Raw genomic sequence first — 24,662 nt, forward strand, 5'->3', positions numbered from 1 at the left:
TTTAGCTAAACTTCTTTAACATATATTCTCATAATTGACTCTGCTATAGATGTACAAGTAGAAATCGCGTTTTCAATGGCCTTATATATATCTTTTACTTTCATTATAAAAATTACATCTGCTTCCTCATAGTGTGAGAATTTCTTGAGTGCATGAGCTAAGTCTTCTATAACATTTTCATCTAATGTTGTAAGTCTTATATACAAACTCTTCAGTTCTTTAATCTCACCCTTTACAAAAGCTTTCATCATATCATCTAAAACTTTTGTCATTTTGCGTAAAGTTTCTACACAATTAGCTAAATATAAATTAACATCACCTCTCTCTTCCTCCATTAAAATCTGCATATATCTATGAATTTTAACTATTCTTTTATTAAGCTTTAAAAGTTGTGTAATTATATTGTGCAATTCAACTCTATCTACTGGTGTAACAAAATAACGTGACAGCTCATGATCCATTTTATTCGCAACCTCAACAGTTACAGCTCTTGTTAGCCTTAACTCTTCTGCTAATTCTGAGATGGTTAGACTATCACTTTCTTTAACTAACTTATCTAAAATTCTTGCAGAGTCTTCAACAGCCTCTGTAGCTTCAATCATTAGTTCAAAAAATATCTTATCCTGACTTGGAATCAAACTTTTAACCAGCTTACGCAACATATATATTTCTCCTTTACAGCTATAGTGTTTCCATATGTTCTTCAGTTAAGAGTCTATAACAAAAAAATCCATAATAACAATAAGAAATGCTTAAAATTTATATCTAAAAAAAAATATTGTTTTTATAGCTGCAGCAATATATAATCTATCATTTTTTTTCGGAAATGTGGTATATAAAGGGGTAACACTTTAAATCAAATTTTATTTTAGAAAGAAAGCCTTTTGTAAGTTTGCTCTAACTAGCTATTCTTTAAAAGCATTTTAAATTCATTATCCTTTTCTATAGCTTCATTTAAACTAATCAATTTAAATCTCAATTTAGCCCCTGGTGAAAACTGTGACAATTTACTAATATCCACTTCTGTAACATTTGCTATACGCGGATAACCTCCGACTGTTTGTCTATGCCTCATTAAAACTATTGGTCCGCTAGGTGACAATTGTATAGTACCATCAGTAACTGGTTGAGATATCATTTCAATTTTTTCGCTATTTATATTAGGACCATCAAAAGATATACCCATCTGACTTGAATTTGGTGAGAGACTCCAAGTACTCTCAAAGAAAATATTATCTTTTAATATAGAATATTCAGGGCCCTTAATAACTCTTATAAAATTATCCCTATAGTTTTGATTTATAAATTTTTCCAACTCTCTTGATCTCATTTTGCCTAAGAAACATGCTTTTTTATTAGTTATTGGTATCGCTAATATTATAGTTCTAAACCCTTTTTTTGCTCCAGCAAACTCTAAAATTTCTCCCTGACTAAATTTAGTAACCTGATTATATTTAATATCCTTACAATCAATTCTAGTAACCTGATATAGTTAATCCGATAGTTATTTGACAATAATGTTATAATATTTAGAAAAAATGTCATCATATAGCCAAGATTTCAGAGATATCGTAATAACTAAATATAAAGAAGGCCTAACAGACAAAGAGCTAAGTAATTTTTTTAATATAGATATCCGTACTACTAGATCTTGGATAAACTTATACGAGACAACTGGTGATTATAAATCTAAGCAAGGCTTGGGTTGCGGTAGAGTAGCAACCTTTACAGATAAGGAAGCGATAGAAAGCTACTTAAGAACATATCCAGATGCAATGGCTTTAGATATTAGAGAAGCATTAGCTCCTGAAATACCTAGAAGCACATTTTATGATTGTCTTACCAGACTTGGTTTTAGTTTTAAAAAAAGACACCTAAATATAAGCAAAGAAAAGAACAAGATAGGCAAAGTTTTATAGAGGTTGTTGAGACTATTGAACCTAACAAACTTGTATATTTAGATGAAATGGGTATGGATAATAAACAGTCTGTACTAAGAGGATGGTCTCTTGTTGGTAAACCTAGCTATGGTGAAGTTATTGCTTATCAAACTCAGAGAAAAAGTATAGTTGCTGGTTATAACTATTTAGAAAAGAAGATTATAGCACCGCTAGAGTATACTGGATATACAGATACTCAAATTTTTAATCAGTGGTTTGAAGAGCATTTATGTCCTGAGTTAATTCCAAAGACTACTGTTGTTATGGATAATGCTAGTTTTCATAAATCTCCTAAATTGGCTAAAATAGCAGAGAAGTTTGATATACAGATACTATACCTTCCTGCTTATTCTCCTGATTTAAATCCTATAGAAAAAATTTGGGCCAATTTTAAAAGAATTTTAAGAAAAGTAAATAATTCTTTTGATAATTTATCTGATGCTATTACTCACGTCTTTAGCACAATATTATCAGATTAACTATATGAAGATCCACACAAGACGATCATCAAATTCTTATTAGCAACTATTTTACCAGGATAAACCATCTCTACTGCTTGAAAATCACAAGGTTTCCCAAGAAGATTATATGCAATATTAAAACTCAACTGGTCTTGAGCACCCTTGGGAGATTCCCCTTTATCTTGAAAACCAAATTCTCGATTTGAAACCTTAAAAAATAAGCCTCCAATAGTTGAAAAGATATCTTCCATAATTGGCCCTAGCCTTTGTTTTTAGATAATTTCTTTGCAAGTTCTAATGCTATAGTACTATCTGAATGAATACATATGGTCTGTGAGTCAAAGCAAATCATTTGTCCATCAATTTCTATAAAACCTGACTTTAGTTGCTCATACTGCTTAACTGCTTTTTCCACAATATAAATTTCAGCACTTGGTTGCCCTCTAGGAATAAGCATTGGATTATTGTTTTTATCCAACATATAGCCCCTTTCGGCAAAGCTTTCTTTAATCACTTTTATTCCTTTATATTGAGCATATTCTTTCAAAATTCCAAATGGACTAACTAAAAGCTCCTGAATACCATTATTGACACACCATTTCACAAATATTTTCACAAGCTCCTCATTAACATTAAGCTCATTATATAATGCACCATGAGGTTTTATCGCTTTTATCTTGCTATCAAAAAGTGCAATTTGTGCATCAAAAGATGCGTATAGACTATCATTATCTATATTAATAACTTTTCTACCAAAGTTTTCCTTATCCGGATATGATATATGAGCCGTGACCTTAACATTATTTTGCTCACAGAGATTTAAGTAATAATCAACACTATCTTTATCACCAGCATGTCCACCACAAGCTATATTAGCAATATTAATATATTTAACTAGTTTATCATCAATAGGATGTGTACTTCCTCTTTCCCCTAAATCACAGTTTACTAAAAACATTATACTTCCTTAAAAATCATTTTATCACCTGGTCTTAAACTCTTAAAACCACTAAAATTTGACTTGCCTATGATGTTCCAACCACTTGGAGTTTGCTCAGGAAATATTGTTGTTTGAGCTCCACCTATACCCACAGATCCTGCTGGTATTCTATTCCTAGGAAATGCTAGACGAGGTATAGCTATGCTATGATCTAATCCCAACAAATATGGTAAGTAAGGTTTAAATCCTAACATTGCAATATGGTATTCAACCTGAGAATGCCGTTTAATAATTTCTTTAACTTCCAAATTTAAAATCTTTGAAGCTTTCTGTAAATCTTCACCATTATAATCAACTTCTACGATATGGATTGAAGACTTAATATTTTGTTCATAATTTACAACTTTTATTCGCTGAGATATAGATTCCTTAAACATAAGTACATCATTATAATCAAAATGAAATGCTACAGAATTATAAGTGGGCACAATATCATAAATATTATATTTAGCACAAAACTCTTTATCTTCAAATATGTCGATATAAATTTTCAAAATTTTTAGATTATCACTTAAAGAAAGTTCATCACTAATATTATAGACAAGACAATGTTGCCCTAAAAAATACTCTTTCATACATATCTCTCTAACATTATTTATTAGATAAATGCTTACAACTATCAGGCTCTAGCCTGTACAGTGTGATTAACCCCACAACGGCACTTAAGCTAATCATGGCTACAGCCATATAATCTGAAATAGTATGCGCTAAATAAAAACATACAAATGGGAGCAGCCCGCCAAATATACCAAAACCAATATTATAAGCCAACGCAAAGCCAGTATACCGAGCCTCTTGCGGTAAGCACTCTGTAAAAAGTACCATAATATTTCCATAGAAAATACCAAATATAGCCCCCATAACCACAAAAAAAACTACCAAGAAATCACTATTAAACTTATATAAAGCATACATAGGAACAGACAAAACAATCATCAAAATCAAGCCAAATGTTGTTATAGCTTTAATACTAAAATAATTAACCAGCTTTGCAGCTATATTACATAAAACTATAAATATGATAATGCTGATGGTCGTAAGTATTGCGACATTTACATGTGTTTGTCCTAAAACTTTAAGAATTATATTAGGAAGTATTGTTATAGTTAATCCGATAGTTATTTGACAATAATGTTATAATATTTAGAAAAAATGTCATCATATAGCCAAGATTTCAGAGATATCGTAATAACTAAATATAAAGAAGGCCTAACAGACAAAGAGCTAAGTAATTTTTTTAATATAGATATCCGTACTACTAGATCTTGGATAAACTTATACGAGACAACTGGTGATTATAAATCTAAGCAAGGCTTGGGTTGCGGTAGAGTAGCAACCTTTACAGATAAGGAAGCGATAGAAAGCTACTTAAGAACATATCCAGATGCAATGGCTTTAGATATTAGAGAAGCATTAGCTCCTGAAATACCTAGAAGCACATTTTATGATTGTCTTAACAGACTTGGTTTTAGTTTTAAAAAAAGACACCTAAATATAAGCAAAGAAAAGAACAAGATAGGCAAAGTTTTATAGAGGTTGTTGAGACTATTGAACCTAACAAACTTGTATATTTAGATGAAATGGGTATGGATAATAAACAGTCTGTACTAAGAGGATGGTCTCTTGTTGGTAAACCTAGCTATGGTGAAGTTATTGCTTATCAAACTCAGAGAAAAAGTATAGTTGCTGGTTATAACTATTTAGAAAAGAAGATTATAGCACCGCTAGAGTATACTGGATATACAGATACTCAAATTTTTAATCAGTGGTTTGAAGAGCATTTATGTCCTGAGTTAATTCCAAAGACTACTGTTGTTATGGATAATGCTAGTTTTCATAAGTCTCCTAAATTGGCTAAAATAGCAGAGAAGTTTGATATACAGATACTATACCTTCCTGCTTATTCTCCTGATTTAAATCCTATAGAAAAAATTTGGGCCAATTTTAAAAGAATTTTAAGAAAAGTAAATAATTCTTTTGATAATTTATCTGATGCTATTACTCACGTCTTTAGCACAATATTATCAGATTAACTATATTTGAAAATATGCCACTACCGCACCTGGAAAACAAAGTAAAATCATATATACCATACTTTTATAATTTTTAAATATTACTCTAATTAAACTAATATTTGATTTAGGTGGTTTTTCTTGGTCATCACTATGCTTAAGAAAAAATGATAAAACCACTAAGATAATTGCTATACCAAAAAAAATTCTCCAACCACCATTCATCATAGTCAGATCTGAGATAGAGTACCTTATAATCTGGAAAGTCACAATTGCCAAAAGTATCCCACTAAAAGCACTTGTTACAACACTTACACCAGCTTTTGCCTTTGCTGCTATAGTTGACTCAGCCTCTACTAATATAACTACTGAGCCACTATATTGTCCTCCAATTGCGATACCTTGCAAAATTCTAAATGCAATTAATAACAATGGGGCTAATACTCCTATGGTTGCATAAGATGGTAAAAGAGCCATTCCAACTGTTGGCACCCCCATAAAAAATGCCGCGCCTATATAAACCGCACAAAAAGAATATACCGTAAATTCATACCACTCTGCAGAGCTAGCCAATAGAACTAGTAGTCTCTTCATTTTCAAACCAAATATTTAAAGTAAGTAGTTTTATTTAAATACATTTGTTATTAAAAATATACTTTTTAATAACAAAATAAAGGATTATTCAGGATCGAATTTGACGGATTATAAAAATATTATTTAAGTCTTACTACTAAAATATCCATCTTAGCTTCATGTAAAATACTATTAGCCGTAGCACCTAAGAAAAATCTACCAATAGCACCTCGCCTATGACTTCCAACAACAATGAGATCATTTTTATTTTCATCTGCTTTTTCTAAGATGCTATTTGAAATCCCACCAATTAGTACTGATCTCTCACCTTCAACACCATTTTTTTCAGCAAATTTAGTTAAAGCAGCTTCAACTTTATCAGTCTCATAAGTCATTAAAGAAATACTATCATTAGGTATTACAAATGCTGTATCTAACCTTGCATTATAAACTTTTGCAATATCTTTTGCTTTATTAACCACATCACAAGAATCTCCTTCAAGATCAGTTGGCACTAGTAGTTTTTGATAATTATGCGCTCTGCTATCGGCTTTTTCATCATCACTAACTCGTACAGTTAAAACATCACATTTCGCTTTATGTAATACTGCATTTGCAACAGACCCTAAAAGTAAATTAACACCATGAGTAGCATGTGAACCCAAAACGATAACATCACATTCTGTTTCCTCTGCATATGCAACTATTTCAGCTGCTGGATTACCCACTAATACTTCATGATCGACTTTAATCCCTGAAATCTTTGACACCAGTTTATCTAAACTATCCTTAGCTTCTTCTTCTATCGAATGCTGGAAATCAACTATAGATGGAGCAAAAGGCGCTACACAATCGATAACAGTAACAATTTTTAACACATCAGTATTATTTTTCTTAGCAAAATCTACAGCAGAATTAATAACAACACCTGCATTTTCATAAACATTTACCGCCAACAAAACTTTCTTATACGCCATACCTAATCTCCAATATTATTTTCCTTCAATTTCCATTATAGCAAACAAAAATCAAAATTTATTTAAAAAAAACCTCAATTTTTGCTTTTATAAATAGCCTTAAAATAGTCCCACATATCTTTCGATAAAACATGTTCCAATTCAAATATATACCTAATAATTTGCTGTGATTCAACAATTTCTTTAGCATCCAAACATTTTGAAACTAAACCAAGAAAAAAGTAACTCTCACCTTTATTAACCCTAGCAAACACATAACTGACATATTTATTCATTGATAAGGCTTTTTCAATACTATCATTCAATGATTTACCTTTTTTTGAAAAAAAAGTAAAAGAGTTTGAACTAATAAATCTATTATCATAGCTATCATTTTTTTTATTTTCATCAAAGGTTATAAACAAAAGGGCTTTACCATCAAAAACTCTATAGCCTGCTAAATTCACGCCTCCATTTGTGTAATCTTGATTAAGTAAATGAGCAATATCTTTTTTCATATATTTAGAATATAGGGCTAACTTTACATATTTATCACAACTATATTTTTTGATATAAATCAATTTATTATACTCAATCAAGTCTTTAATATGACCATATAAAAAACAATTATCCTTAACTAACTCTATGATTGATAAACTAACTACTCCATTATTTATGCTTATAATAGGCTCATAATTTTGCCTACCAGCATTTACAGTAAATATATGTAAAGTTAAATGTTGCAATGCATTTTCAAAGCTATTTTTGTCAAAATCTATTAATAAACTGCTTAGTTTTTTCTCAAGTTCTAATATTCCCGTGATTTCTACACTAAGTAAATATTCCAAAATCAATATTTCATATAGTCGTTTAGCTGGTGTAAACTCTTTAGAGATAAATTTTAGAACATTATACTCTCTTGTATTAAGTTCAATTATCTCCTCTTTAAAAGCTCTTAGAATATCATAATAAGTATCTTTAGTTGATAGTATAACCTCTGGAGATATAAAGTTATAATTTTGAAAATCAACTAAAGCTGGAATCCTACCAAGCTCATTTTTAAGCTGTTTATAATCTCTTTTTATATTCTTTAACTGTGAAAAATTAGTTTTTTGAATATTTTTATAAATTAATTCTTTGGCTACATGACTAAAAGTAACCGTGCTTTCACCTACAATATAATTGTTTGGTGAGATCATAAATTTTTTAAGCTGATCTTTATCGTAACTATTGTCCTGACTTAAAGCAATAGGGATAAGAAAGTTATTCTCATAATTTGCAATAAAATCTAAAACTACAACAAACTCCTTATCTTTATATTTACGTAAACCTCTACCTAATTGCTGAACATAAACGATAGCACTTTGCGTAGGTCTTAGAAGTATAATCTGGTTCAAGCATGGTATATCAATACCCTCGTTAAATATATCTACAGTCACAATCACTTCAAGCCGATTTGATTCAAGCTCACAAATAGCATTTTCTCTTATATATTCAGGATCTTGACTTGTAAGCGATTTTGCTTTTATGCCTTTAATATTAAGTTTAGATGCTAACTCCTTCGCCTCATCTACATTACTAACAAACATCAGTGCTGACCTATACTGACCACTATGACCATAAAAATTCATTTTTTCAACGATATGGTTCACTCGATCATAACTAGTAAGTCTAGTAAAATCTTTAGCTAATTTTTTTTCTGATTCAATATAAAGATCTTCAATAGCAAAATAATGAAAAGGGCTTAACAAATTTTGATCTAAAGCTTGATGTAACCTAATTTCATAAGCAATATTATAATTAAACAATTTAAATATATCAGCACTATCTGTTCTTTCAGGAGTTGCTGTCATTCCTAACAAAAACTTGGGCTTAAAATGTGCTAAAACTTTTCTATAACTCTCAGCCTCTGCATGGTGAACTTCATCAATAATTATATAATCAAACTCTTCAGCTCTAAAAATTGCCAAAGTTTTTGGATTTTTAAGCGTTTGCACCGTAGCGAATAGATAGTCTGCCGATGATTTATTTCCTCCTGTATACAAACCCAGACTTTTACTACTAATAATTTTAGAAAAACTTTCCTTTGCTCTAATTGCAATATTCGTACGATGCACAATAAACAAGCATCGTTCTGGTTTAAATGCCAAAACATCAAATGCACTCAGGAAAGTTTTACCTGTACCTGTAGCACTAATTATTAAAGCCTTATCTTCACCATTTAACCTAAGCTTCTCCAGACTTTTTAAAGCTTCTACTTGGATTTTATTTGGAATTATTTTAACTCTATTTAAAACAAGAGTTTTTGATGAAAGTAAATTACTTTGACTTTGATAAATCTCTCTATACCCATCAAGCATATCTCTCACGTAGCTTGCTTGGTTAAAAAGATTTTTAAATTCAGCCAGAATTTGTTTTAAGAAAATATCATCCACAGCGGCTTTAAATAACAGATTCCATTCATTATTCACCGTAAGTGCCGATTGGGTCAAATTTGAGCTTCCAAGCATAATGCTCCAACAGCCTTTTCTGCGAAAGAAAAATCCTTTTGCGTGAAAATTTTCATTATCAAGAATTTTAAGCTCAATATTTTCAAATTCCAACAGTTTTTCAAGAGCCTTTGGCTCAGTAAAGTTTAAATAGCAGCCCGTTAAAATTTTTCCTTTTATTCTTCTTATTTTTAACTGCTGTAAATTCTCCAAAATACAAATCACGCCACTAAAAGTAACAAAAGCCACACTTATGATAAATTCATCACAACTATTAAGTTGATCAACTATTTCAGTTAAAATTTTAGTATTGCCTGTATTCGTGACAAATTTTTTAGAATCTTTAAGCATTTTACATCTTAACAGGAACTTCTGAATCTAGACTTGCTGTACCTTTCTTGCTTTTTCCCCAACAGTATACATCTCTTGAGTCTTTAGCCACGCCACAAGTATAAGTCCTAGCCATACTTAATCGACTAAATCGCACATCTGTTTTGACTTTCTGAGGCTTTGTAAAATGTCCTTTTTCTCCATTTCCAACTTCACCATTACTACCATCACCCCAGCAATAAGCACCTCCATTTTCATCTAAGGCGCAAGCGTAATGAGCTTTGGTATAAATTTTTTTGAAATTAATACTTTTATCAATATCAACTTTTAAAGGTTTAGATATTTTAGTTTTTTCTGTTTCACTACCTAGCTGACCCCTCTTATTGCTACCCCAACAATATACATCATCGGCATCATCTAATGCACAATTAAAATCATCTCCAGCTGTTACATCTCTAACGTCTCTTACATCTTTGATTTTTTTAAAGTGTGCTTTTATTTGTGTACTTGCTGCATTATTTTTATAATTTATAATTTTATAATCACCGCATCTAACCTGTCCAGATGCATCAAATGAACAATTGTAACTACTAGAATCATCTTTGTTAAAAGCATGATTATATTCTTGCTTTTTAGCATCATCGCGATAACTTTGATTTTTATAAGAAAAATTACCCTCTGTAGAATAATTATAATCATCAAAAAAACTCTGACTGAATGTGTGATTAGCAAAAGCATTGCACCATATAAATATAAACACAGTTACAAGAATATTTTTTTTCATTTATAAATACTAATTTAAAGCAACTAATACAATACTAAGCAATAATCAACAAAAATACTAGTACGTAAAATTCTATAAAAAAAATTTTTGTTCCCAATAACGTAGAAACTTAAAAAACTTTTCTTCTTTAGTATAATTATCCATATCTACATATGGGCTTGTGATAAGAATAGGACAACAACCTGCAATCAAGCAAGCTAAATACCCAGTTAAAAGTCTATCATCAACAAGTGCAATCTCTCTAGGATTGCAACCTGACAATGCTATTATTTTATTTAAGCCATCTGGATATGGTTTTTTAGCAACTCCTGAAATAAATCTAACCTTAGGATAGTGATTCTCAAAATATGACAATCTCTCCTGAGTAGGTTTATTTGAAAGAATAAATATCCTAGCTTCATCAAACTTCGTTATAAAACTATCTAGCCATCGCTTAACTTCTAGATACATTTCAGGCTTACCATGACTTGATAGAACCCCATCAAAATCTAAAGCCAAATACTTAACTCCTAATTGATCAAGTCTCTCAGGAGTTAACTCTAAAATATTTTTAATACTTCTTTTTGATACATCAAGCTTCCTAAGCTTTCCTCTGTATTTAAAAATCTGTTTTAAAGTATATAAAGATCGCTGTAGCATACTTGTATTTTTTTAAAAAACTATAACCATAGTATACAAAATTATTACCCGATATATACAAGAAATATATGAAATGCCAACACCTAAAAAACATGAAACCTAGTCTTAATGACAATAAATACTGGTTTTCGAAAAAAGAAATAAACTATATTATAGGACCTTTAATCAAAAGCACTAATTAGAGTAAACATAAAAGTTAGAATGATTTTGTCGAAAATTTCTTATCATAAAAAAACTAATTAGAAGTTGAATTTTTAAACTTTAACGCCTGGTTATAAATTATATTTTTTTTAGCTTTAGTTAACTTTACTACCGTAGCAACTGCTTTTTTAAGTGGTAATTCTTTTAAAAGCTCTTGCAAAAGCTCATTCACGTTTATTCCTAAACTAGGAGTTTCATCAATTTTCTTACTTATAGCACAATCAATAAGCACAACAAACTCCCCCCTTATTATACTTTGGTTATTTTCAAAAAAACTTTTAACCTCGTGAGCTGTCCCTGATATAAACTTTTCAAATTGTTTTGTCAGCTCTTTTGCAACAACTAGGTTTGCTTCAGGTATAAGCTCACACAAATCCTCCAAAAGGTAGATTATCCTATGCACAGATTCATATAATACAACGGTTGTTCCTATTTGTTTAAGCTCAACAATCTGCTCTTTTCTTTTTGCTTTTTTAGCAGATAGAAACCCCTTAAACATAAAATTATCTGATGGCAATCCTGCTGCTGATAACGCTGTAATAACTGCACTTACACCAGCTATTGGAACTATCTTATAATCATCTTTTCTTAACTCACTAACTACTTTATAACCTGGATCAGATATTAAGGGCGTACCTGCATCACTAACTAAAGCAACAGAATCACCTTGATCAAGGAAATCTTTAACCTGTTGTACCCTAGACTCTTCATTAAAATTATGACACGAAACTAAACGTTGCTTATTCCTAATATTAAGGCTAGCTAAAAGCTTAGCTGTCACACGTGTATCTTCAGCTAACACCACATCAACATTACTTAAAACATCGACTGCTCTATACGTTATATCACCTAAATTCCCAATTGGAGTAGCAACAATATAAAGCACTGACTTATCTACATTATTCACCTAACATCTCCACTAAATTTGCAACATCTCCTGCTCCTTGAATTAAAATAACACAACTATTATCCACAAGCTTTCCTATATAATGAACTGCCTTTTCAAAACTATTCGCCACGATACAATTTACTATATTTTTAGTAATATCTCGACTTTCAGCTCCTCGGATCACTTCTTCACCAGCTGAATATGTTGGCAATATAATTAAGTGATCTGACAATCTAAGAGCTTTATTCCATTCATTTATAAGATCTCTATTTCTAGTATATCTGTGTGGTTGAAAAACATGAATAATCTTCTTACCTGGGTATTTATCTTTAACAGCACCTAGGCAATTTGTAACTTCTACTGGATGATGACCATAGTCATCAATAACATCTACCCTATAACCAGCTATTTTTTTAAGATATATATCAAATCTTCGCACCACTCCAGCTATATTAGATAAAACTCTTTTTATATCTTGGTACTTAAATCCAAGATCTAAACATTTTATAATACATACCGCAGCGTTTCGAACATTATACTGGCCTGGTAATTGAATAGTAAAATAAAGCTCTCTATTTTTATATAAAATTTTAAAACTAGTTCTCCCTTCCGCTGTCATAAAATAATCAATAATTTGTACATCAGCTTGATTTGAGAATCCATAAAGTATAACCTCTGCACATTTTAATGAATGTCTAGCTAACAGATCCTTACAACCACCATCATCTATACACATATAAATATTATTAACACTTTGCTTATTTAGAAACTCCGCAAACTGTGCTAATAAATTTTCATAACTATTTTCATAAGTAGCCATATGATCAAGATCTATATTCGTAACCACTATACTTTGTGGATTTAAATAAAGAAATGATGCATCACTTTCATCTGCTTCTAAAACTAGTTTATCAGTACCATTAATCTCTATATTTGAACCTGTATATTTAACAACACCACCAACCACAAAACTACTCGTGATATCAAGCCGACAAAATAAAGTTGCTAAAATACTTGCAGTTGTTGTTTTACCATGAGTTCCAGTAACCGCGACACTATAGTTAAAATCTTTCATTAAGAGAGCTAAAAACATTGCTCTCTGTAAACATTGAATATTAAGACCTCTAGCCTTAAACAGTAAAGGATGACTATTTAAAATAGCGCTAGAATATACAACCAAATCAAAATAAGATACTTCAAGCATAGAAGAATCAGAAAACACTGGGATTTTTAAACTTTCTAGTTTTAATGTTAGTTTACTGGGAGTACTATCGTAACCAAACACTATTGCACCAAGTTTTTTAGCTGCAATAGCTAAAGCAGATACCCCTATCCCACCAACACCGAGGAACAATATTTTTTTATTCACCGAAACCTACCAGCAATTATGTATAGCAATTAATAATATACAAACATTCTACCATACTGGACATATTTAATCACAGCCCACGCCAGTATTTAAAAACTGCTTTACTGAGCTCTTCTAACATTCCTTTTCCATCTGCAGAGTTAATACCTTGGTTACTACACCATCTAGTAAAAACAGTTCCTTCCTCTCCATACATTAAGTCATAAGCAAATGCGTTTTTATTAAAATTCTTAGCAGTTAAAGGAAGCAAGTCTCCATAAATGCTTGATGAAGTTGAATTAATAACAATATCAAAGGCATTGGTAACATTACTGAATTCTTCAACATAAATATTAAAACGCTTTTTAAAAAGCTCCTTTATAGCCTCGGCCTTAGATTTAGTGCGATTAGCAATAGTTATCGACCTTGGATTCTCGTTAATCACTGCGGCAACCACTGCTTTTGCAGCTCCACCAGCTCCAAAAATCATAATATCCTTAGCTTTAATATCAATTTTATAATTATTTTTAATATCATTTAAAATTCCTAAACCATCGTAATTTAGAGCTACCATTTTTCTATCGGGAGTAAACACAATATTACTAGCAGATTTAACGATTGCAGCAGTCTCGTCAGAAGAGTCTGCCAATTGGTAAACTCTCTCTTTATGAGGCACTGTAACACTAATCCCCTTTATCTGAGGATTAGATTTAAATTCATTTATTTTCCTATCAAGTTCTTCTGGTGCAACCTCCACTGCTGTAAACAATATATCTTGTTTATAAGCTTTAGCTAGACGCATCTGAATTTTAGGAGATAAACTATGTTTAACTGGATAACCTATCACATGGTATAAATCTTTCATAATTTTACGTATTTTTTATAAAAACATTTTTTAGAATTATATTATAACGAATATGATTACCTTGAATACCTTTAAAAAAATAAATATCATAACTAGCATTAATGAAAATATCAGCTTAACAAAATGAAAAAAATATCAATCTTATTGGTTTTATCTCTTTTTTTTACTGTTGGATTTGGCTCTCAACTAATCAGCAGTAGTTCATCGACAGAACCTAGTCAAATGGAATCTAGTGACCAAGAAGCCTCAATGCCAATGAATGCCGCTCCCACACCAATGGATAAAAGTATTATAATAAAGAGTGCGCCAAAAATAGATCAACCTAAACAGCCAGAGCAAATGATTGACTCAAACTCTTCAACTTGGACACCCGCATACCTTAAAGTAAAAAAATTCAAAAAGTGTCTAGCTATTCAAGATTATCGAGGATGGCAAGGTTACTGCCTTCCTAATAAACAGCCTGAAGAATGCCCAGATAAGTCATGGAATGAATTAGGCCAAATGAATCTAATACCATGCTCAAACAACGATAAATAACTGTTGACTAACTCCATATTTTTCTTTAGAATACCGTAACTATTTCTGTAATTCACTAAATTAAAAGACTAGAATTTTAAAGAGGAAAATAAAATGAAAAGAACATTCCAACCATCAAACCTAAAAAGAAAAAGAACGCATGGTTTCCGTGCTCGCATGAAAACTTTGAGAGGTCAAAAGGTTATTAGAAACAGACGAGCTAAAGGTAGAGCCAAACTTGCTGCATAATTTTTGTTTAACAAAACAAAACATTCTTGATAAAATTGAGATTAAAAAAGCCTTTAGTAGCGTAGAAAAAAAATTTAGCACGCAACACTTAACATTTCTTTTAAGCAGAAGAGAATCCGAAAGCCCTGGCATTTGCGTGATTTTAGCTAAAAAGAACATTAAAAAGGCTACTAAAAGAAATCAATGTAGAAGAATAGTGAAAGAGTTTTTTCGCTTAAATAAAGATCTTTTAAATCAAAAATGCCTAATTGTGCTAAGTAAAAAAACAGCTTCTCAAGCTACTAAGGAAGATTTGTGGCAATCTATAGAAAAGTTTCAACACTCCTTAGAAGCATCGCAATAACTCCATTTATCTTAGCAGTAAACCTATATCGCTACTGCATTAGCCCCTTTATACCTGCTAGATGCAGATATTATCCAACTTGTTCAGAATATACTCTGGAAGCTCTGAAATCTCATGGTATACTAAGAGGATTGTATTTAAGCATATGTAGACTTTCAAAGTGCCATCCACTTTCTAAAAGAGACTACTATGACCCAGTTCCTTCAAAAACAAAAAAGGTTAAAATAAATAATGAAAGCTAATCATATAAGAATATTACTGTTAGTCACTATAGCAATAATGTTTATCTCATTGATGGGTAGGTGGGAACAGACCTTCCCTTCTAATGATAGCAAACAGCAAACAGCTGAAGCTCAAAAAAACAATAATCACTATGAAACTTCAAACTCTAACTCTAATAAAGTAACGCAAACGGAAGCTAAAAACTCTCTTGCTGCTAAAACTGATTTTTCTAAATATGATGATGCTAAGAGTATTACTATCAACACTGGGGTGTTTAAAAACCTTAAAATCAGTCTACTTGATGGTGCGATAGTCTCAACATCATTGAAAAACTATAGTATTAGCTTAGATGACAAGTCACCTATGAATTTATTAACTGAGGAAGCTGGGTCAGAATATATTGCTAAAAGCACTATTGTTATAAACAAAAAACCTGTATCAATTAATTTTGAAAACAAAGGTATAAAACAAGAAGGCTCTAAACAAATATTAACCCTTACAGGACGTGTAGATAACCTAAAAATTAATAGAATCTATACTTTTGATGATGAAAAATATAACATCTCAATAGCTCAACAAATAAAAAACTTAGCCTCCAATCCTGTAAACGTTATTGTTGATAACTCTCTAGCAAGAGACTTTAATCCAAGTGGTGATAGCTTTAGCCTATTAAATGCTCATAGCTATACATTCACTGGAGTTGCATATTCTACAGCCAAAGATACATTTAGAAAAGAATCTTTCAAAGATATAGCAAAAACTAACGGCCAACCTACTGTTATCAACAGCGATGGTCAAGGTTGGGTAGCATTTATACAGCATTACTTTATGAGTGCATGGATTCCCCAATCAACCGATGCAAAAATCTATTACAAGAATCTAAATAGCAATGTTTTTAAAGCTGGTGAGTATACTGGATTCACCATATCTCCTAATCAATCGCAAGAGATTTCTTCAGTACTTTACTCTGGGCCAATTATTAAAGAAAACCTTGTAAGCCTTGCTCCAAATTTAGAAAAAACTCTTGATTACGGTATGCTATCATTCTTCTCAGAGATTATTTTCTGGGTAATGAACCATATTCACTCACTAGTCGGAAACTGGGGTCTAGCCATCATATTGGTGACTGTACTAATTAAGGCTATTTTCTATCCTCTTTCTGCCAAAAGTTATCGTTCAATGGCAAAAATGAGAATGCTACAACCTAGAATTAAGCACCTGCAAGAGACATACAAAGACGATCGTCAAGCTCTTGGTAAAAAAATGATGGGAATGTACAAAGAAGAAAAAGTAAACCCTCTTGGCGGTTGCTTACCTATGGTTGTACAAATACCTATCTTTATTTCCCTATATTGGGTACTTCTAGAATCTGTTGAGTTAAGACATGCTCCATTTATATTCTGGATTCATGACTTATCAATGAAGGACCCTTACTTTATACTTCCTGTGCTTATGGGTTTATCAATGTTTTTACAACAAAAAATATCACCAGCTCCCGCTGACCCTATGCAAGCTAAAGTAATGATGTTTTTACCTGTAATCTTCACATTCCTATTCTCATCTTTCCCAGCCGGACTAGTATTATACTGGCTAACAAACAACCTAATAAGCATCTCTCAACAATGGGTAATTACAAGACGCTACCAAGCTACACATAAAAAATAACTAACCATCATGAACAATAAATCTTTGCTTAAGCCAAAATACTGGGGAATGTGGATCGTTGTTGGAGCTGTTAAAGTACTTGTAAATACTCTCCCTTATAAAGCCCAAATGCGCCTAGCCCTAGGAATAGGTTTTTTGGTCAAGCCTCTTGCTAAAAAAAGACAACAAATAGCAATTATAAATCTAAAAATAGCTTTTCCAGAGGAATCTGAAGCTGCAATAAAAAAATTAGCTAACGAAAGTTATAAATCGGCTTGTATGGCTGGGTTTGAGAGTTTAATATCATGGTTTATGACAAAAAGGAATTTTAATAAAATTCCTTTTGATAATGATTTACGTTCATTTGATAATATTCATTACGATAAAGATAAGACACTATTAGTTCTTGGCTTTCATTTTCATTGCCTTGAAATAGCTGGTAGATATATTGGAGAAAAATACTCTCCTTTTACCGTAATGTACCAGTACCACAAAAACCCTTTTATGGAAAACATAATAACCTCCTCACGAAAGAAATATGTTAGCGAATGTTTTCAAAGAAAAAATATTATTTCTGTTATAAAAAGCTTAAAAAAAAGAGTCTCAATGTGGTATGCTCCTGACCAAGATTTCAAAGAACATATCGTCTTTGCTCCTTTCTTTGGTAAGCTTTGCTCAACATTAACTGTTACTCCATGGCTTGCAAAGAAAACAGGTGCTACGGTAGTACCTGCTTACTATATAAGAAAGCCTGACCTATCTGGATACAAAATTGTAACTGGAGAGCCAATAATCTTTACAGGTAACGATTATCAAGATGCTCTCTTAACCAATAAACTTTTGGAAAAAATAATTCGCAAACACCCAGAGCAATATCTATGGCAACATCGTCGTTATAAAACAAGACCACCAGGAGAAGAAAAAATTTATTAAAGTTTATGATTATGAACATATATGTTAGAATTTCTATAGTATTTTAAGCTAAGAATCAAATGAATAACAAAAAAATTAGTCCTAAGAGCTGGGGTATTTGGGTGATTGTCGGGTTAATGAACTATGGTTCAAAACTACCTTTAACTACTCATAAATATATAGTTCTGACAATTGGCTTCTTTATTAAACCATTTTTAAAAAGTAGAAACAATATTGCTAGAGAAAACCTTCGCATTGCATTTCCTAATAAAACCAACCAAGAAATAAATAAACTTGTAAATAAAAGCTACTACTCAATGGTACTATCAGGTGCTGAGACTACTGCGGCATGGTTTTTATCAAAAAAGAGATTTAATAAAATTGATTTTGAATGGGAAAAAGGATCTAAAGAAAGGTTTGAAGCATATCATAAAGATCCAGATAAAAAACTTATTATACTCGGGTTTCACTTTCATTGTATTGAAATAATTGGTAGATATATGGGACAAGAATTTCCTCCTTTTACTGTAATGTATCAAAAAAATGGCAATGAACTTATCGAAGATTTAATTAAAGAATATAGGGAAAAAAATCTCTATAAATGTCTAGATAGTAAAAATTTTATCTCTGTTATTAGGAGTCTAAAAAAAGGCTATACTATGTGGTATGCTCCTGACCAAGACTTTGGACTAGAAAGCTCGGGTATTGAAAATTCAGTATTTGCTCCTTTTTTTGGTAAACTATGCTCAACCTTAACTGTAACTCCATGGCTTGCACAAAAAACAGGTGCAACAGTCATTCCAGCATATTATATTAGAGAGAAATGTTTAAAAAAATATAAAGTAGTTACAGGAGATCCTTTAGAATTTACAGGTGATGATTACGAAGATGCTGTAATCACTAATAAATTTTTAGAAGATGCTGTGAAGAAATATCCCGAGCAATATCTATGGCAACATCGTCGTTATAGAACAAGACCAAATGGCGAGTCTCAAATATACTAAGGGGTAAATAATGCTAATTAATAGAAAAGGATTCTCTCTAGTTGAGCTAATGATTGTAATTGCTATCATAGCCATTCTTGCTTCTGTTGGCATACCAATATATAACAATTATATTCTTAAAAATCATCGTAGTGAAGCAACTGCAGAGCTATTATCTGCGGCAAATGCTGCGGACAATAATGAAATTCGCTTTGGGACATTTCCTTCAGGGAGCGATATAAATATTTTTTATCACTCAAATACACAAAATGAGCTCTATTCACTCTCATATTGCTCTCAAGATAATGCATGCCCAAATGTCAGCTATGTAATCACAGCAGTAGCTCAAGGCTCACAACTAACTGACACACCTTGTACTAATATTGAAATTGAAGTTAAAGGTGGCATAGTAAACAAAACCCCTGCTGAATGCTGGGACTAATTATTATTTTAAAATAAAGGATCATTTAAAATGGCTAGTTACAATACAAATGAATTTAAAGGCGGCTTAAAAGTTCTTATAGATGGCAATCCCATGACTATTATTGAAAATGAATTTGTTAAACCTGGTAAAGGCCAAGCATTTAATAGAGTTAAATTTAAAAATCTTATTAACGATAGAGTCGTTGAAAAAACTTTTAAATCTGGTGAGTCTGTTGAAGCCGCAGATGTTGAAGAGCTTACAGCTGCATACTCTTATTTTGATGGAGATAGCTATGTTTTTATGCACCCAGAAACATTTGAGCAATATATGGTCTCAGAAGAGAGTCTTGGTGAAACTAAAAAATGGCTAAAAGATCAAGATGAATATGAAATTATCTTATTTAATAACCAACCAATATCGATAGTTGCACCTAATTTTGTAAATCTTGAAATTATTGAAACAGACCCTGGACTTAAGGGTGATACTGCTGGAACAGGTGGAAAACCTGCAACACTATCAACTGGAGCTGTCGTTAGAGTTCCTCTATTTGTACAAATAGGTGAAATAATCAAAGTTGATACAAGAACCTCTAGCTATGTATCAAGGATAAAAGGTTAAATTATGCAAACATCAAACAATCTAATTTGGATCGATCTAGAAATGACTGGTCTAGATGTGGAAAAGTGTAAAATAATTGAAATAGCTGCAATTATAACTGATAAAAATCTAAATATAATAGCTGAAGCTGAGCCGATAGCCATTCATCAACCAGATAATATTTTAGACATGATGGATGAATGGTGTACAACTGTACATGGCAAAACAGGCCTTACTCAAAGAGTTAAAGACAGTGAAATATCTGTAAATGATGCTGAGCAGAAAATTTTAGAGTTCATTGAAGAATATGTTCCTTACCAAAGCTCTCCTTTGTGTGGCAACTCTATTTGGCAAGATAGGAGATTCTTAGCAAAATATATGCCAAAAATAGATGAGTATTGTCACTATAGAGTGCTGGATGTTACAAGTCTTAAACTATTAAATGAATATTGGGGAGATGATGAAAATTTTAATAAAAAAAACACTCACAAAGCTCTAGATGATATTCAAGAATCAATTGCCGAATTAAAGTTTTATAGGAAAAAACTACTATCAGTCTAAAAGACTCTATACAAATGAAAAATACTAACTATCTCTAGTTAGCTACTCTACTCATCCACTTGGAATATCTAATGAAATATGACAATAATAATCCTAGAAGTAGCAATCCAAATGTTATAATAAATGTCTAATATCAATTTTCTTTATTATAAAAAAATAATTCAATATCTTTTAACACTCTCAATCATCTACCACTTACATACTCCTGCTATGGCCCAGCAAATAGGGCAGGAAAATCCAGCACTATAATATAAAAACCTATCAATCCAATTTAACCTTTCATTAAAATCTGGTAAAAGCTTCTATAGTTAATCCGATAGTTATTTGACAATAATGTTATAATATTTAGAAAAAATGTCATCATATAGCCAAGATTTCAGAGATATCGTAATAACTAAATATAAAGAAGGCCTAACAGACAAAGAGCTAAGTAATTTTTTTAATATAGATATCCGTACTACTAGATCTTGGATAAACTTATACGAGACAACTGGTGATTATAAATCTAAGCAAGGCTTGGGTTGCGGTAGAGTAGCAACCTTTACAGATAAGGAAGCGATAGAAAGCTACTTAAGAACATATCCAGATGCAATGGCTTTAGATATTAGAGAAGCATTAGCTCCTGAAATACCTAGAAGCACATTTTATGATTGTCTTACCAGACTTGGTTTTAGTTTTAAAAAAAGACACCTAAATATAAGCAAAGAAAAGAACAAGATAGGCAAAGTTTTATAGAGGTTGTTGAGACTATTGAACCTAACAAACTTGTATATTTAGATGAAATGGGTATGGATAATAAACAGTCTGTACTAAGAGGATGGTCTCTTGTTGGTAAACCTAGCTATGGTGAAGTTATTGCTTATCAAACTCAGAGAAAAAGTATAGTTGCTGGTTATAACTATTTAGAAAAGAAGATTATAGCACCGCTAGAGTATACTGGATATACAGATACTCAAATTTTTAATCAGTGGTTTGAAGAGCATTTATGTCCTGAGTTAATTCCAAAGACTACTGTTGTTATGGATAATGCTAGTTTTCATAAGTCTCCTAAATTGGCTAAAATAGCAGAGAAGTTTGATATACAGATACTATACCTTCCTGCTTATTCTCCTGATTTAAATCCTATAGAAAAAATTTGGGCCAATTTTAAAAGAATTTTAAGAAAAGTAAATAATTCTTTTGATAATTTATCTGATGCTATTACTCACGTCTTTAGCACAATATTATCAGATTAACTATAAATAATAAGAAGGCTTAAATTTTTAATATAGATACCTCTTGGTTGAAACGCTTTATAAAATTCAATAATGAGAATCATTATTGTATCTATCAATTAGTTTAATGTTTGATATAATTACACCCACTTTCTGAATATTCAAGCAATTAACTTTTTAAGGGCTAACTATGAAATACGCTTTAGTTGGAAACCCAAATTGTGGTAAAACTACTATATTTAATGCCTTGACTGGCCTAAACCAAAAGGTTGGTAATTGGTCAGGTGTAACTGTTGATAAAAAAACAGGTTTTTTTAATTCTAAAGGAAAAAAAATAGAGATTGTCGATATACCTGGAATATACTCGCTTTCAGTATCAGATAATAATTCCATTGATGAGCAGATTGCTTATTCTTTTATTGTAAAAGAAAAACCTGATGCAATTATTAATGTAATCGATGCATCAAACTTAAACAGAAGCTTGTATCTAACTATGCAGTTAATAGAGCTTGGTTTACCAGTCATATTAGCAGTAAACATGGTTGATGTCGCTAATAAAAAAGGAACTATAATCCACTATGATAAGCTAGAAAAAATACTAGGCTGTCAAGTTTTGCCAATAGTTGCAGCAAAAAACATAGGTATAAAAGAGTTAAAAGAAACTCTTGCCGATAATCAAAATATATCAAATTTTAATTTAGAAGCATACTATCCTAAATCTGTTTTTGACTTAGAGCAACAAATAAGTGACATCAAACAAGATAAATTAGGAAATCTTTGGCTTGCTACAGAATTATTAGATAATAGAGATATCCAGCTTTCTCAAGAAATTGACTCAAAACAGCTGATTTTTTTAAAAGAAATTTCTCGCTCAATAGCCAAAATAGATATCGCAAGACTAAGATATGATGCTGTATCTAATATTGTCAATAAAACCACTGAAATTAAAAAAGTTTCTCATATCAATTTCACAAAAATACTTGATTCCATCTGTATGAATAGATTTTTAGGAGTACCTATATTTCTATTGATGATGTACCTAATGTTTTTATTTTCAATCACTTTAGGGGCCGCTGTACAGCCACTATTTGACGATTTCTCAAGTGCTGTTTTTGTTGATGGATTAGCTTACTATTCAAACTTAATAGGGCTGCCTCTTTCAATCACTCAGATATTATCCCAAGGGCTTGGTACTGGAATAAATACTGTATTGGCATTTATTCCTCAAATAGGTTTCTTATTTATATTTTTATCAATATTGGAAGATTCTGGTTATATGTCAAGGGCTGCCTTTGTAATGGACAAATTTATGCAGTCAATAGGGCTATCTGGGAAAGCTTTTGTCCCACTAATAGTTGGCTTTGGATGTAATGTTGCCTCTGTAATGGCAGCTAGAACTTTAGAGACACCTAAAGACAGATTAATGACTATTATGATGTCACCATTTATGTCATGTGGTGCTCGTTTAGCAATTTTTTCTGTATTTGCTACCGCCTTTTTTCCTCAGCATGGCGCATCCATAATTTTCCTACTCTATATTACAGGTATCTTAGCTGCCATAATCACAGGTTATGTGATTAAATTCACCTTTCTCAAAGGCGACTCTTCTCCATTTATTCTGGATATTCCTAACTACCATATACCACATGTCAAAACAGTTTTATTATATAGCTGGAATAGACTAAAATCTTTCTTAATAAGAGCAGGGAAGGTAATTGTTCCCATCGCAATTATAATTGGTAGCTTAAATAGTATTTATGTAAATAAAGATGAATCACTTTTAAGTTATGGTAGTAAAGAAATCACGCCAATACTGAACCCTATAGGTGTTAATGATGATAACTGGCCAGCAACAGTTGGATTAATAACAGGTACTCTAGCAAAAGAAGTTGTCGTAGGAACTCTAAATACTATCTATACTCAAACAGATGATGATGGAATACCTGAGAGTTTTAATATTATTGATAGCTTTACACAAGCTATCGACACAACTGTTGATAATTTTAAGCATATAGATTTTAATCCAATAACTTCAAATGAAGGAGATGCAAATCTGAGCACTACAGCTATGGGCAATATGGTTACTAAGTTTGGCTCTGGTTTAGCTGCCTTTGCATATCTACTATTTGTACTTTTATATGTACCTTGCATCTCTGTTATTGGTGCAACAGTTAGGGAGTCAACTAGAGGCTGGGCCCTACTCTCAATAGTTTGGAGCACCTCTATTGCCTATGTTGCGGCTCTACTAGTTTATCAAATAGGTAATATTATCAATACTCCAATAAAATCAATAAGTTATATTATAAGTGCAATAATATATACATTGATCATAGTTTTTATAATGAGGTATTTATCTACAAAAATTAAATTTGTGGCTAACCTTACAGGCTGCTCTAGTTGTAATAGTAAATCCTCTTAACTTATGACTAATTAATTCTTTTAAAGATAAAAACTTTCACAATATTTTTTAAATATGGTACGATTAAAATTAAGGTTGCTCGAGGGCACTT

25 protein-coding genes and 3 pseudogenes are annotated in these 24,662 nt (G+C 31.5%); 14 read left to right on the top strand and 14 right to left on the bottom strand.

The window, feature by feature from the left end:
- Positions 1–5: 5 nt before the first annotated feature.
- Both ACR0PV_RS10150 and ACR0PV_RS10155 read right to left on the bottom strand, forming a co-directional pair.
- Positions 6–662 carry a PhoU family transcriptional regulator gene (locus tag ACR0PV_RS10150; protein WP_488172948.1) on the bottom strand — a complete coding sequence of 219 codons (657 nt, stop codon included), beginning with the start codon at positions 660–662 and terminating at the stop codon, positions 6–8.
- Positions 663–901: 239 nt separating this feature from the next.
- A complete protein-coding gene (locus ACR0PV_RS10155) occupies positions 902–1,330 on the bottom strand; it encodes a 5-oxoprolinase subunit C family protein (protein WP_488172949.1) in 429 nt (142 codons plus the stop codon).
- A 208-nt stretch (positions 1,331–1,538) separates the two neighbouring features.
- Between ACR0PV_RS10155 and ACR0PV_RS10160 the strand changes: the two genes are divergently transcribed.
- A protein-coding gene (locus ACR0PV_RS10160) for an IS630 family transposase (RefSeq protein ID WP_488172194.1) occupies positions 1,539–2,419 on the top strand; the annotation gives its coding sequence in 2 pieces (ribosomal slippage) (positions 1,539–1,863 and positions 1,863–2,419; 882 coding nt in all).
- 2 nt (positions 2,420–2,421) lie between these two features.
- Here the strand turns inward: ACR0PV_RS10160 and ACR0PV_RS10165 are convergent.
- The 4 genes and pseudogenes from ACR0PV_RS10165 to ACR0PV_RS10180 all read right to left on the bottom strand — a co-directional run.
- A pseudogene (locus ACR0PV_RS10165) lies at positions 2,422–2,652 on the bottom strand (5-oxoprolinase subunit C family protein); the annotation flags it as partial.
- Between the two features lie 8 nt (positions 2,653–2,660).
- Positions 2,661–3,359, bottom strand: coding sequence for a 5-oxoprolinase subunit PxpA (locus ACR0PV_RS10170; RefSeq protein ID WP_488172950.1), 699 nt, complete (start codon positions 3,357–3,359; stop codon positions 2,661–2,663).
- Entirely contained in the window at positions 3,359–3,976 is a 618-nt protein-coding gene (locus ACR0PV_RS10175) for a 5-oxoprolinase subunit B family protein (protein WP_488172951.1), read from the bottom strand. Before ACR0PV_RS10175 ends, ACR0PV_RS10170 begins: the two co-directional genes overlap by 1 nt.
- A 16-nt stretch (positions 3,977–3,992) precedes the next feature.
- Positions 3,993–4,505 (bottom strand): annotated as a pseudogene (locus ACR0PV_RS10180) (MFS transporter); the annotation flags it as partial.
- Between the two features lie 48 nt (positions 4,506–4,553).
- Between ACR0PV_RS10180 and ACR0PV_RS10185 the strand changes: the two are divergent.
- Positions 4,554–5,434 (top strand): IS630 family transposase gene (locus ACR0PV_RS10185; RefSeq protein ID WP_488172591.1). Its coding sequence is split into 2 segments (ribosomal slippage): positions 4,554–4,878 and positions 4,878–5,434, totalling 882 coding nucleotides; the frame shifts between segments, so codons are not numbered across the junction.
- A gap of 3 nt (positions 5,435–5,437) precedes the next feature.
- On the opposite strand, the pseudogene ACR0PV_RS10190 reads toward ACR0PV_RS10185, so the two are convergent.
- From ACR0PV_RS10190 to aroE, 8 genes and pseudogenes are all read right to left on the bottom strand, one after another.
- A pseudogene (locus ACR0PV_RS10190) lies at positions 5,438–6,007 on the bottom strand (MFS transporter); the annotation flags it as partial.
- Positions 6,008–6,126: 119 nt separating this feature from the next.
- Positions 6,127–6,963 carry a universal stress protein gene (locus ACR0PV_RS10195; protein ID WP_488172952.1) on the bottom strand — a complete coding sequence of 279 codons (837 nt, stop codon included), beginning with the start codon at positions 6,961–6,963 and terminating at the stop codon, positions 6,127–6,129.
- A 74-nt stretch (positions 6,964–7,037) separates the two neighbouring features.
- Positions 7,038–9,782, bottom strand: a complete 2,745-nt coding sequence (locus tag ACR0PV_RS10200) for a DUF3427 domain-containing protein (protein ID WP_488172953.1) — start codon at positions 9,780–9,782, stop codon at positions 7,038–7,040.
- Between the two features lies 1 nt (position 9,783).
- Positions 9,784–10,545 (bottom strand): RCC1 domain-containing protein, encoded by a 762-nt coding sequence (locus tag ACR0PV_RS10205; protein ID WP_488172954.1) that lies wholly within the window; start codon positions 10,543–10,545, stop codon positions 9,784–9,786.
- A 72-nt stretch (positions 10,546–10,617) separates the two neighbouring features.
- Entirely contained in the window at positions 10,618–11,184 is a 567-nt protein-coding gene (locus tag ACR0PV_RS10210) for a YqeG family HAD IIIA-type phosphatase (RefSeq protein ID WP_488172955.1), read from the bottom strand.
- Positions 11,185–11,419: 235 nt separating this feature from the next.
- Positions 11,420–12,292 (bottom strand): 16S rRNA (cytidine(1402)-2'-O)-methyltransferase, encoded by an 873-nt coding sequence (rsmI, locus tag ACR0PV_RS10215; RefSeq protein ID WP_488172956.1) that lies wholly within the window; start codon positions 12,290–12,292, stop codon positions 11,420–11,422.
- On the bottom strand, positions 12,285–13,643 hold the full coding sequence (gene murC, locus ACR0PV_RS10220; protein ID WP_488172957.1) for a UDP-N-acetylmuramate--L-alanine ligase: 1,359 nt from the start codon (positions 13,641–13,643) through the stop codon (positions 12,285–12,287). The genes rsmI and murC overlap by 8 nt, the downstream gene beginning before the upstream one ends.
- Before the next feature lie 70 nt (positions 13,644–13,713).
- A complete protein-coding gene (gene aroE / locus ACR0PV_RS10225; RefSeq protein WP_488172958.1) occupies positions 13,714–14,487 on the bottom strand; it encodes a shikimate dehydrogenase in 774 nt (257 codons plus the stop codon).
- A gap of 123 nt (positions 14,488–14,610) precedes the next feature.
- On the opposite strand from aroE, the gene ACR0PV_RS10230 reads away from it, so the two are divergent.
- The 12 genes from ACR0PV_RS10230 to feoB all read left to right on the top strand — a co-directional run bounded on the left by ACR0PV_RS10230 (position 14,611) and on the right by feoB (position 24,571).
- A complete protein-coding gene (locus ACR0PV_RS10230) occupies positions 14,611–15,024 on the top strand; it encodes a hypothetical protein (RefSeq protein WP_488172959.1) in 414 nt (137 codons plus the stop codon).
- Positions 15,025–15,117: 93 nt separating this feature from the next.
- A complete protein-coding gene (gene rpmH / locus ACR0PV_RS10235) occupies positions 15,118–15,252 on the top strand; it encodes a 50S ribosomal protein L34 (protein ID WP_488172960.1) in 135 nt (44 codons plus the stop codon).
- Entirely contained in the window at positions 15,242–15,595 is a 354-nt protein-coding gene (gene rnpA / locus ACR0PV_RS10240) for a ribonuclease P protein component (protein ID WP_488172961.1), read from the top strand. The genes rpmH and rnpA overlap by 11 nt, the downstream gene beginning before the upstream one ends.
- On the top strand, positions 15,586–15,837 hold the full coding sequence (yidD, locus tag ACR0PV_RS10245) for a membrane protein insertion efficiency factor YidD (RefSeq protein ID WP_488173999.1): 252 nt from the start codon (positions 15,586–15,588) through the stop codon (positions 15,835–15,837). The genes rnpA and yidD overlap by 10 nt, the downstream gene beginning before the upstream one ends.
- Positions 15,827–17,482 carry a membrane protein insertase YidC gene (gene yidC, locus ACR0PV_RS10250; protein ID WP_488172962.1) on the top strand — a complete coding sequence of 552 codons (1,656 nt, stop codon included), beginning with the start codon at positions 15,827–15,829 and terminating at the stop codon, positions 17,480–17,482. Before yidD ends, yidC begins: the two co-directional genes overlap by 11 nt.
- A 9-nt stretch (positions 17,483–17,491) precedes the next feature.
- Positions 17,492–18,394 (top strand): lysophospholipid acyltransferase family protein, encoded by a 903-nt coding sequence (locus ACR0PV_RS10255; protein WP_488172963.1) that lies wholly within the window; start codon positions 17,492–17,494, stop codon positions 18,392–18,394.
- Positions 18,395–18,453: 59 nt separating this feature from the next.
- Complete coding sequence (locus tag ACR0PV_RS10260; protein WP_488172964.1) at positions 18,454–19,377, top strand: lysophospholipid acyltransferase family protein; 924 nt, start codon at positions 18,454–18,456, stop codon at positions 19,375–19,377.
- Positions 19,378–19,387: 10 nt separating this feature from the next.
- Entirely contained in the window at positions 19,388–19,798 is a 411-nt protein-coding gene (locus tag ACR0PV_RS10265) for a type IV pilin protein (protein WP_488172965.1), read from the top strand.
- 30 nt (positions 19,799–19,828) lie between these two features.
- The gene (gene efp / locus ACR0PV_RS10270; RefSeq protein WP_488172966.1) at positions 19,829–20,398 is read left to right on the top strand and encodes an elongation factor P; all 570 of its coding nucleotides are present in this window, start codon (positions 19,829–19,831) and stop codon (positions 20,396–20,398) included.
- Positions 20,399–20,401: 3 nt separating this feature from the next.
- A complete protein-coding gene (gene orn, locus ACR0PV_RS10275) occupies positions 20,402–20,938 on the top strand; it encodes an oligoribonuclease (RefSeq protein ID WP_488172967.1) in 537 nt (178 codons plus the stop codon).
- A gap of 354 nt (positions 20,939–21,292) precedes the next feature.
- Positions 21,293–22,173 (top strand): IS630 family transposase gene (locus ACR0PV_RS10280; protein ID WP_488172194.1). Its coding sequence is split into 2 segments (ribosomal slippage): positions 21,293–21,617 and positions 21,617–22,173, totalling 882 coding nucleotides; the frame shifts between segments, so codons are not numbered across the junction.
- A 169-nt stretch (positions 22,174–22,342) separates the two neighbouring features.
- Positions 22,343–24,571 carry a Fe(2+) transporter permease subunit FeoB gene (gene feoB / locus ACR0PV_RS10285; protein ID WP_488172968.1) on the top strand — a complete coding sequence of 743 codons (2,229 nt, stop codon included), beginning with the start codon at positions 22,343–22,345 and terminating at the stop codon, positions 24,569–24,571.
- Positions 24,572–24,662: the final 91 nt, after the last annotated feature.

The organism is Francisella sp. AG1 (assembly GCF_057683165.1).

Bases quoted from the DNA above. Each gene is read 5' to 3' on its own strand.
- ACR0PV_RS10170 (WP_488172950.1), bottom strand. From the start codon at position 3,359: ATGTTTTTAGTAAACTGTGATTTAGGGGAAAGAGGAAGTACACATCCT.
- ACR0PV_RS10195 (WP_488172952.1), bottom strand. From the start codon at position 6,963: ATGGCGTATAAGAAAGTTTTGTTGGCGGTAAATGTTTATGAAAATGCA.
- feoB (WP_488172968.1), top strand. From the start codon at position 22,343: ATGAAATACGCTTTAGTTGGAAACCCAAATTGTGGTAAAACTACTATA.
- ACR0PV_RS10175 (WP_488172951.1), bottom strand. From the start codon at position 3,976: ATGAAAGAGTATTTTTTAGGGCAACATTGTCTTGTCTATAATATTAGT.
- ACR0PV_RS10265 (WP_488172965.1), top strand. From the start codon at position 19,388: ATGCTAATTAATAGAAAAGGATTCTCTCTAGTTGAGCTAATGATTGTA.
- ACR0PV_RS10150 (WP_488172948.1), bottom strand. From the start codon at position 662: ATGTTGCGTAAGCTGGTTAAAAGTTTGATTCCAAGTCAGGATAAGATA.
- ACR0PV_RS10210 (WP_488172955.1), bottom strand. From the start codon at position 11,184: ATGCTACAGCGATCTTTATATACTTTAAAACAGATTTTTAAATACAGA.
- efp (WP_488172966.1), top strand. From the start codon at position 19,829: ATGGCTAGTTACAATACAAATGAATTTAAAGGCGGCTTAAAAGTTCTT.
- orn (WP_488172967.1), top strand. From the start codon at position 20,402: ATGCAAACATCAAACAATCTAATTTGGATCGATCTAGAAATGACTGGT.
- rpmH (WP_488172960.1), top strand. From the start codon at position 15,118: ATGAAAAGAACATTCCAACCATCAAACCTAAAAAGAAAAAGAACGCAT.
- ACR0PV_RS10255 (WP_488172963.1), top strand. From the start codon at position 17,492: ATGAACAATAAATCTTTGCTTAAGCCAAAATACTGGGGAATGTGGATC.
- ACR0PV_RS10155 (WP_488172949.1), bottom strand. From the start codon at position 1,330: ATGAGATCAAGAGAGTTGGAAAAATTTATAAATCAAAACTATAGGGAT.
- ACR0PV_RS10205 (WP_488172954.1), bottom strand. From the start codon at position 10,545: ATGAAAAAAAATATTCTTGTAACTGTGTTTATATTTATATGGTGCAAT.
- yidC (WP_488172962.1), top strand. From the start codon at position 15,827: ATGAAAGCTAATCATATAAGAATATTACTGTTAGTCACTATAGCAATA.
- ACR0PV_RS10260 (WP_488172964.1), top strand. From the start codon at position 18,454: ATGAATAACAAAAAAATTAGTCCTAAGAGCTGGGGTATTTGGGTGATT.
- ACR0PV_RS10230 (WP_488172959.1), top strand. From the start codon at position 14,611: ATGAAAAAAATATCAATCTTATTGGTTTTATCTCTTTTTTTTACTGTT.
- aroE (WP_488172958.1), bottom strand. From the start codon at position 14,487: ATGAAAGATTTATACCATGTGATAGGTTATCCAGTTAAACATAGTTTA.
- ACR0PV_RS10200 (WP_488172953.1), bottom strand. From the start codon at position 9,782: ATGCTTAAAGATTCTAAAAAATTTGTCACGAATACAGGCAATACTAAA.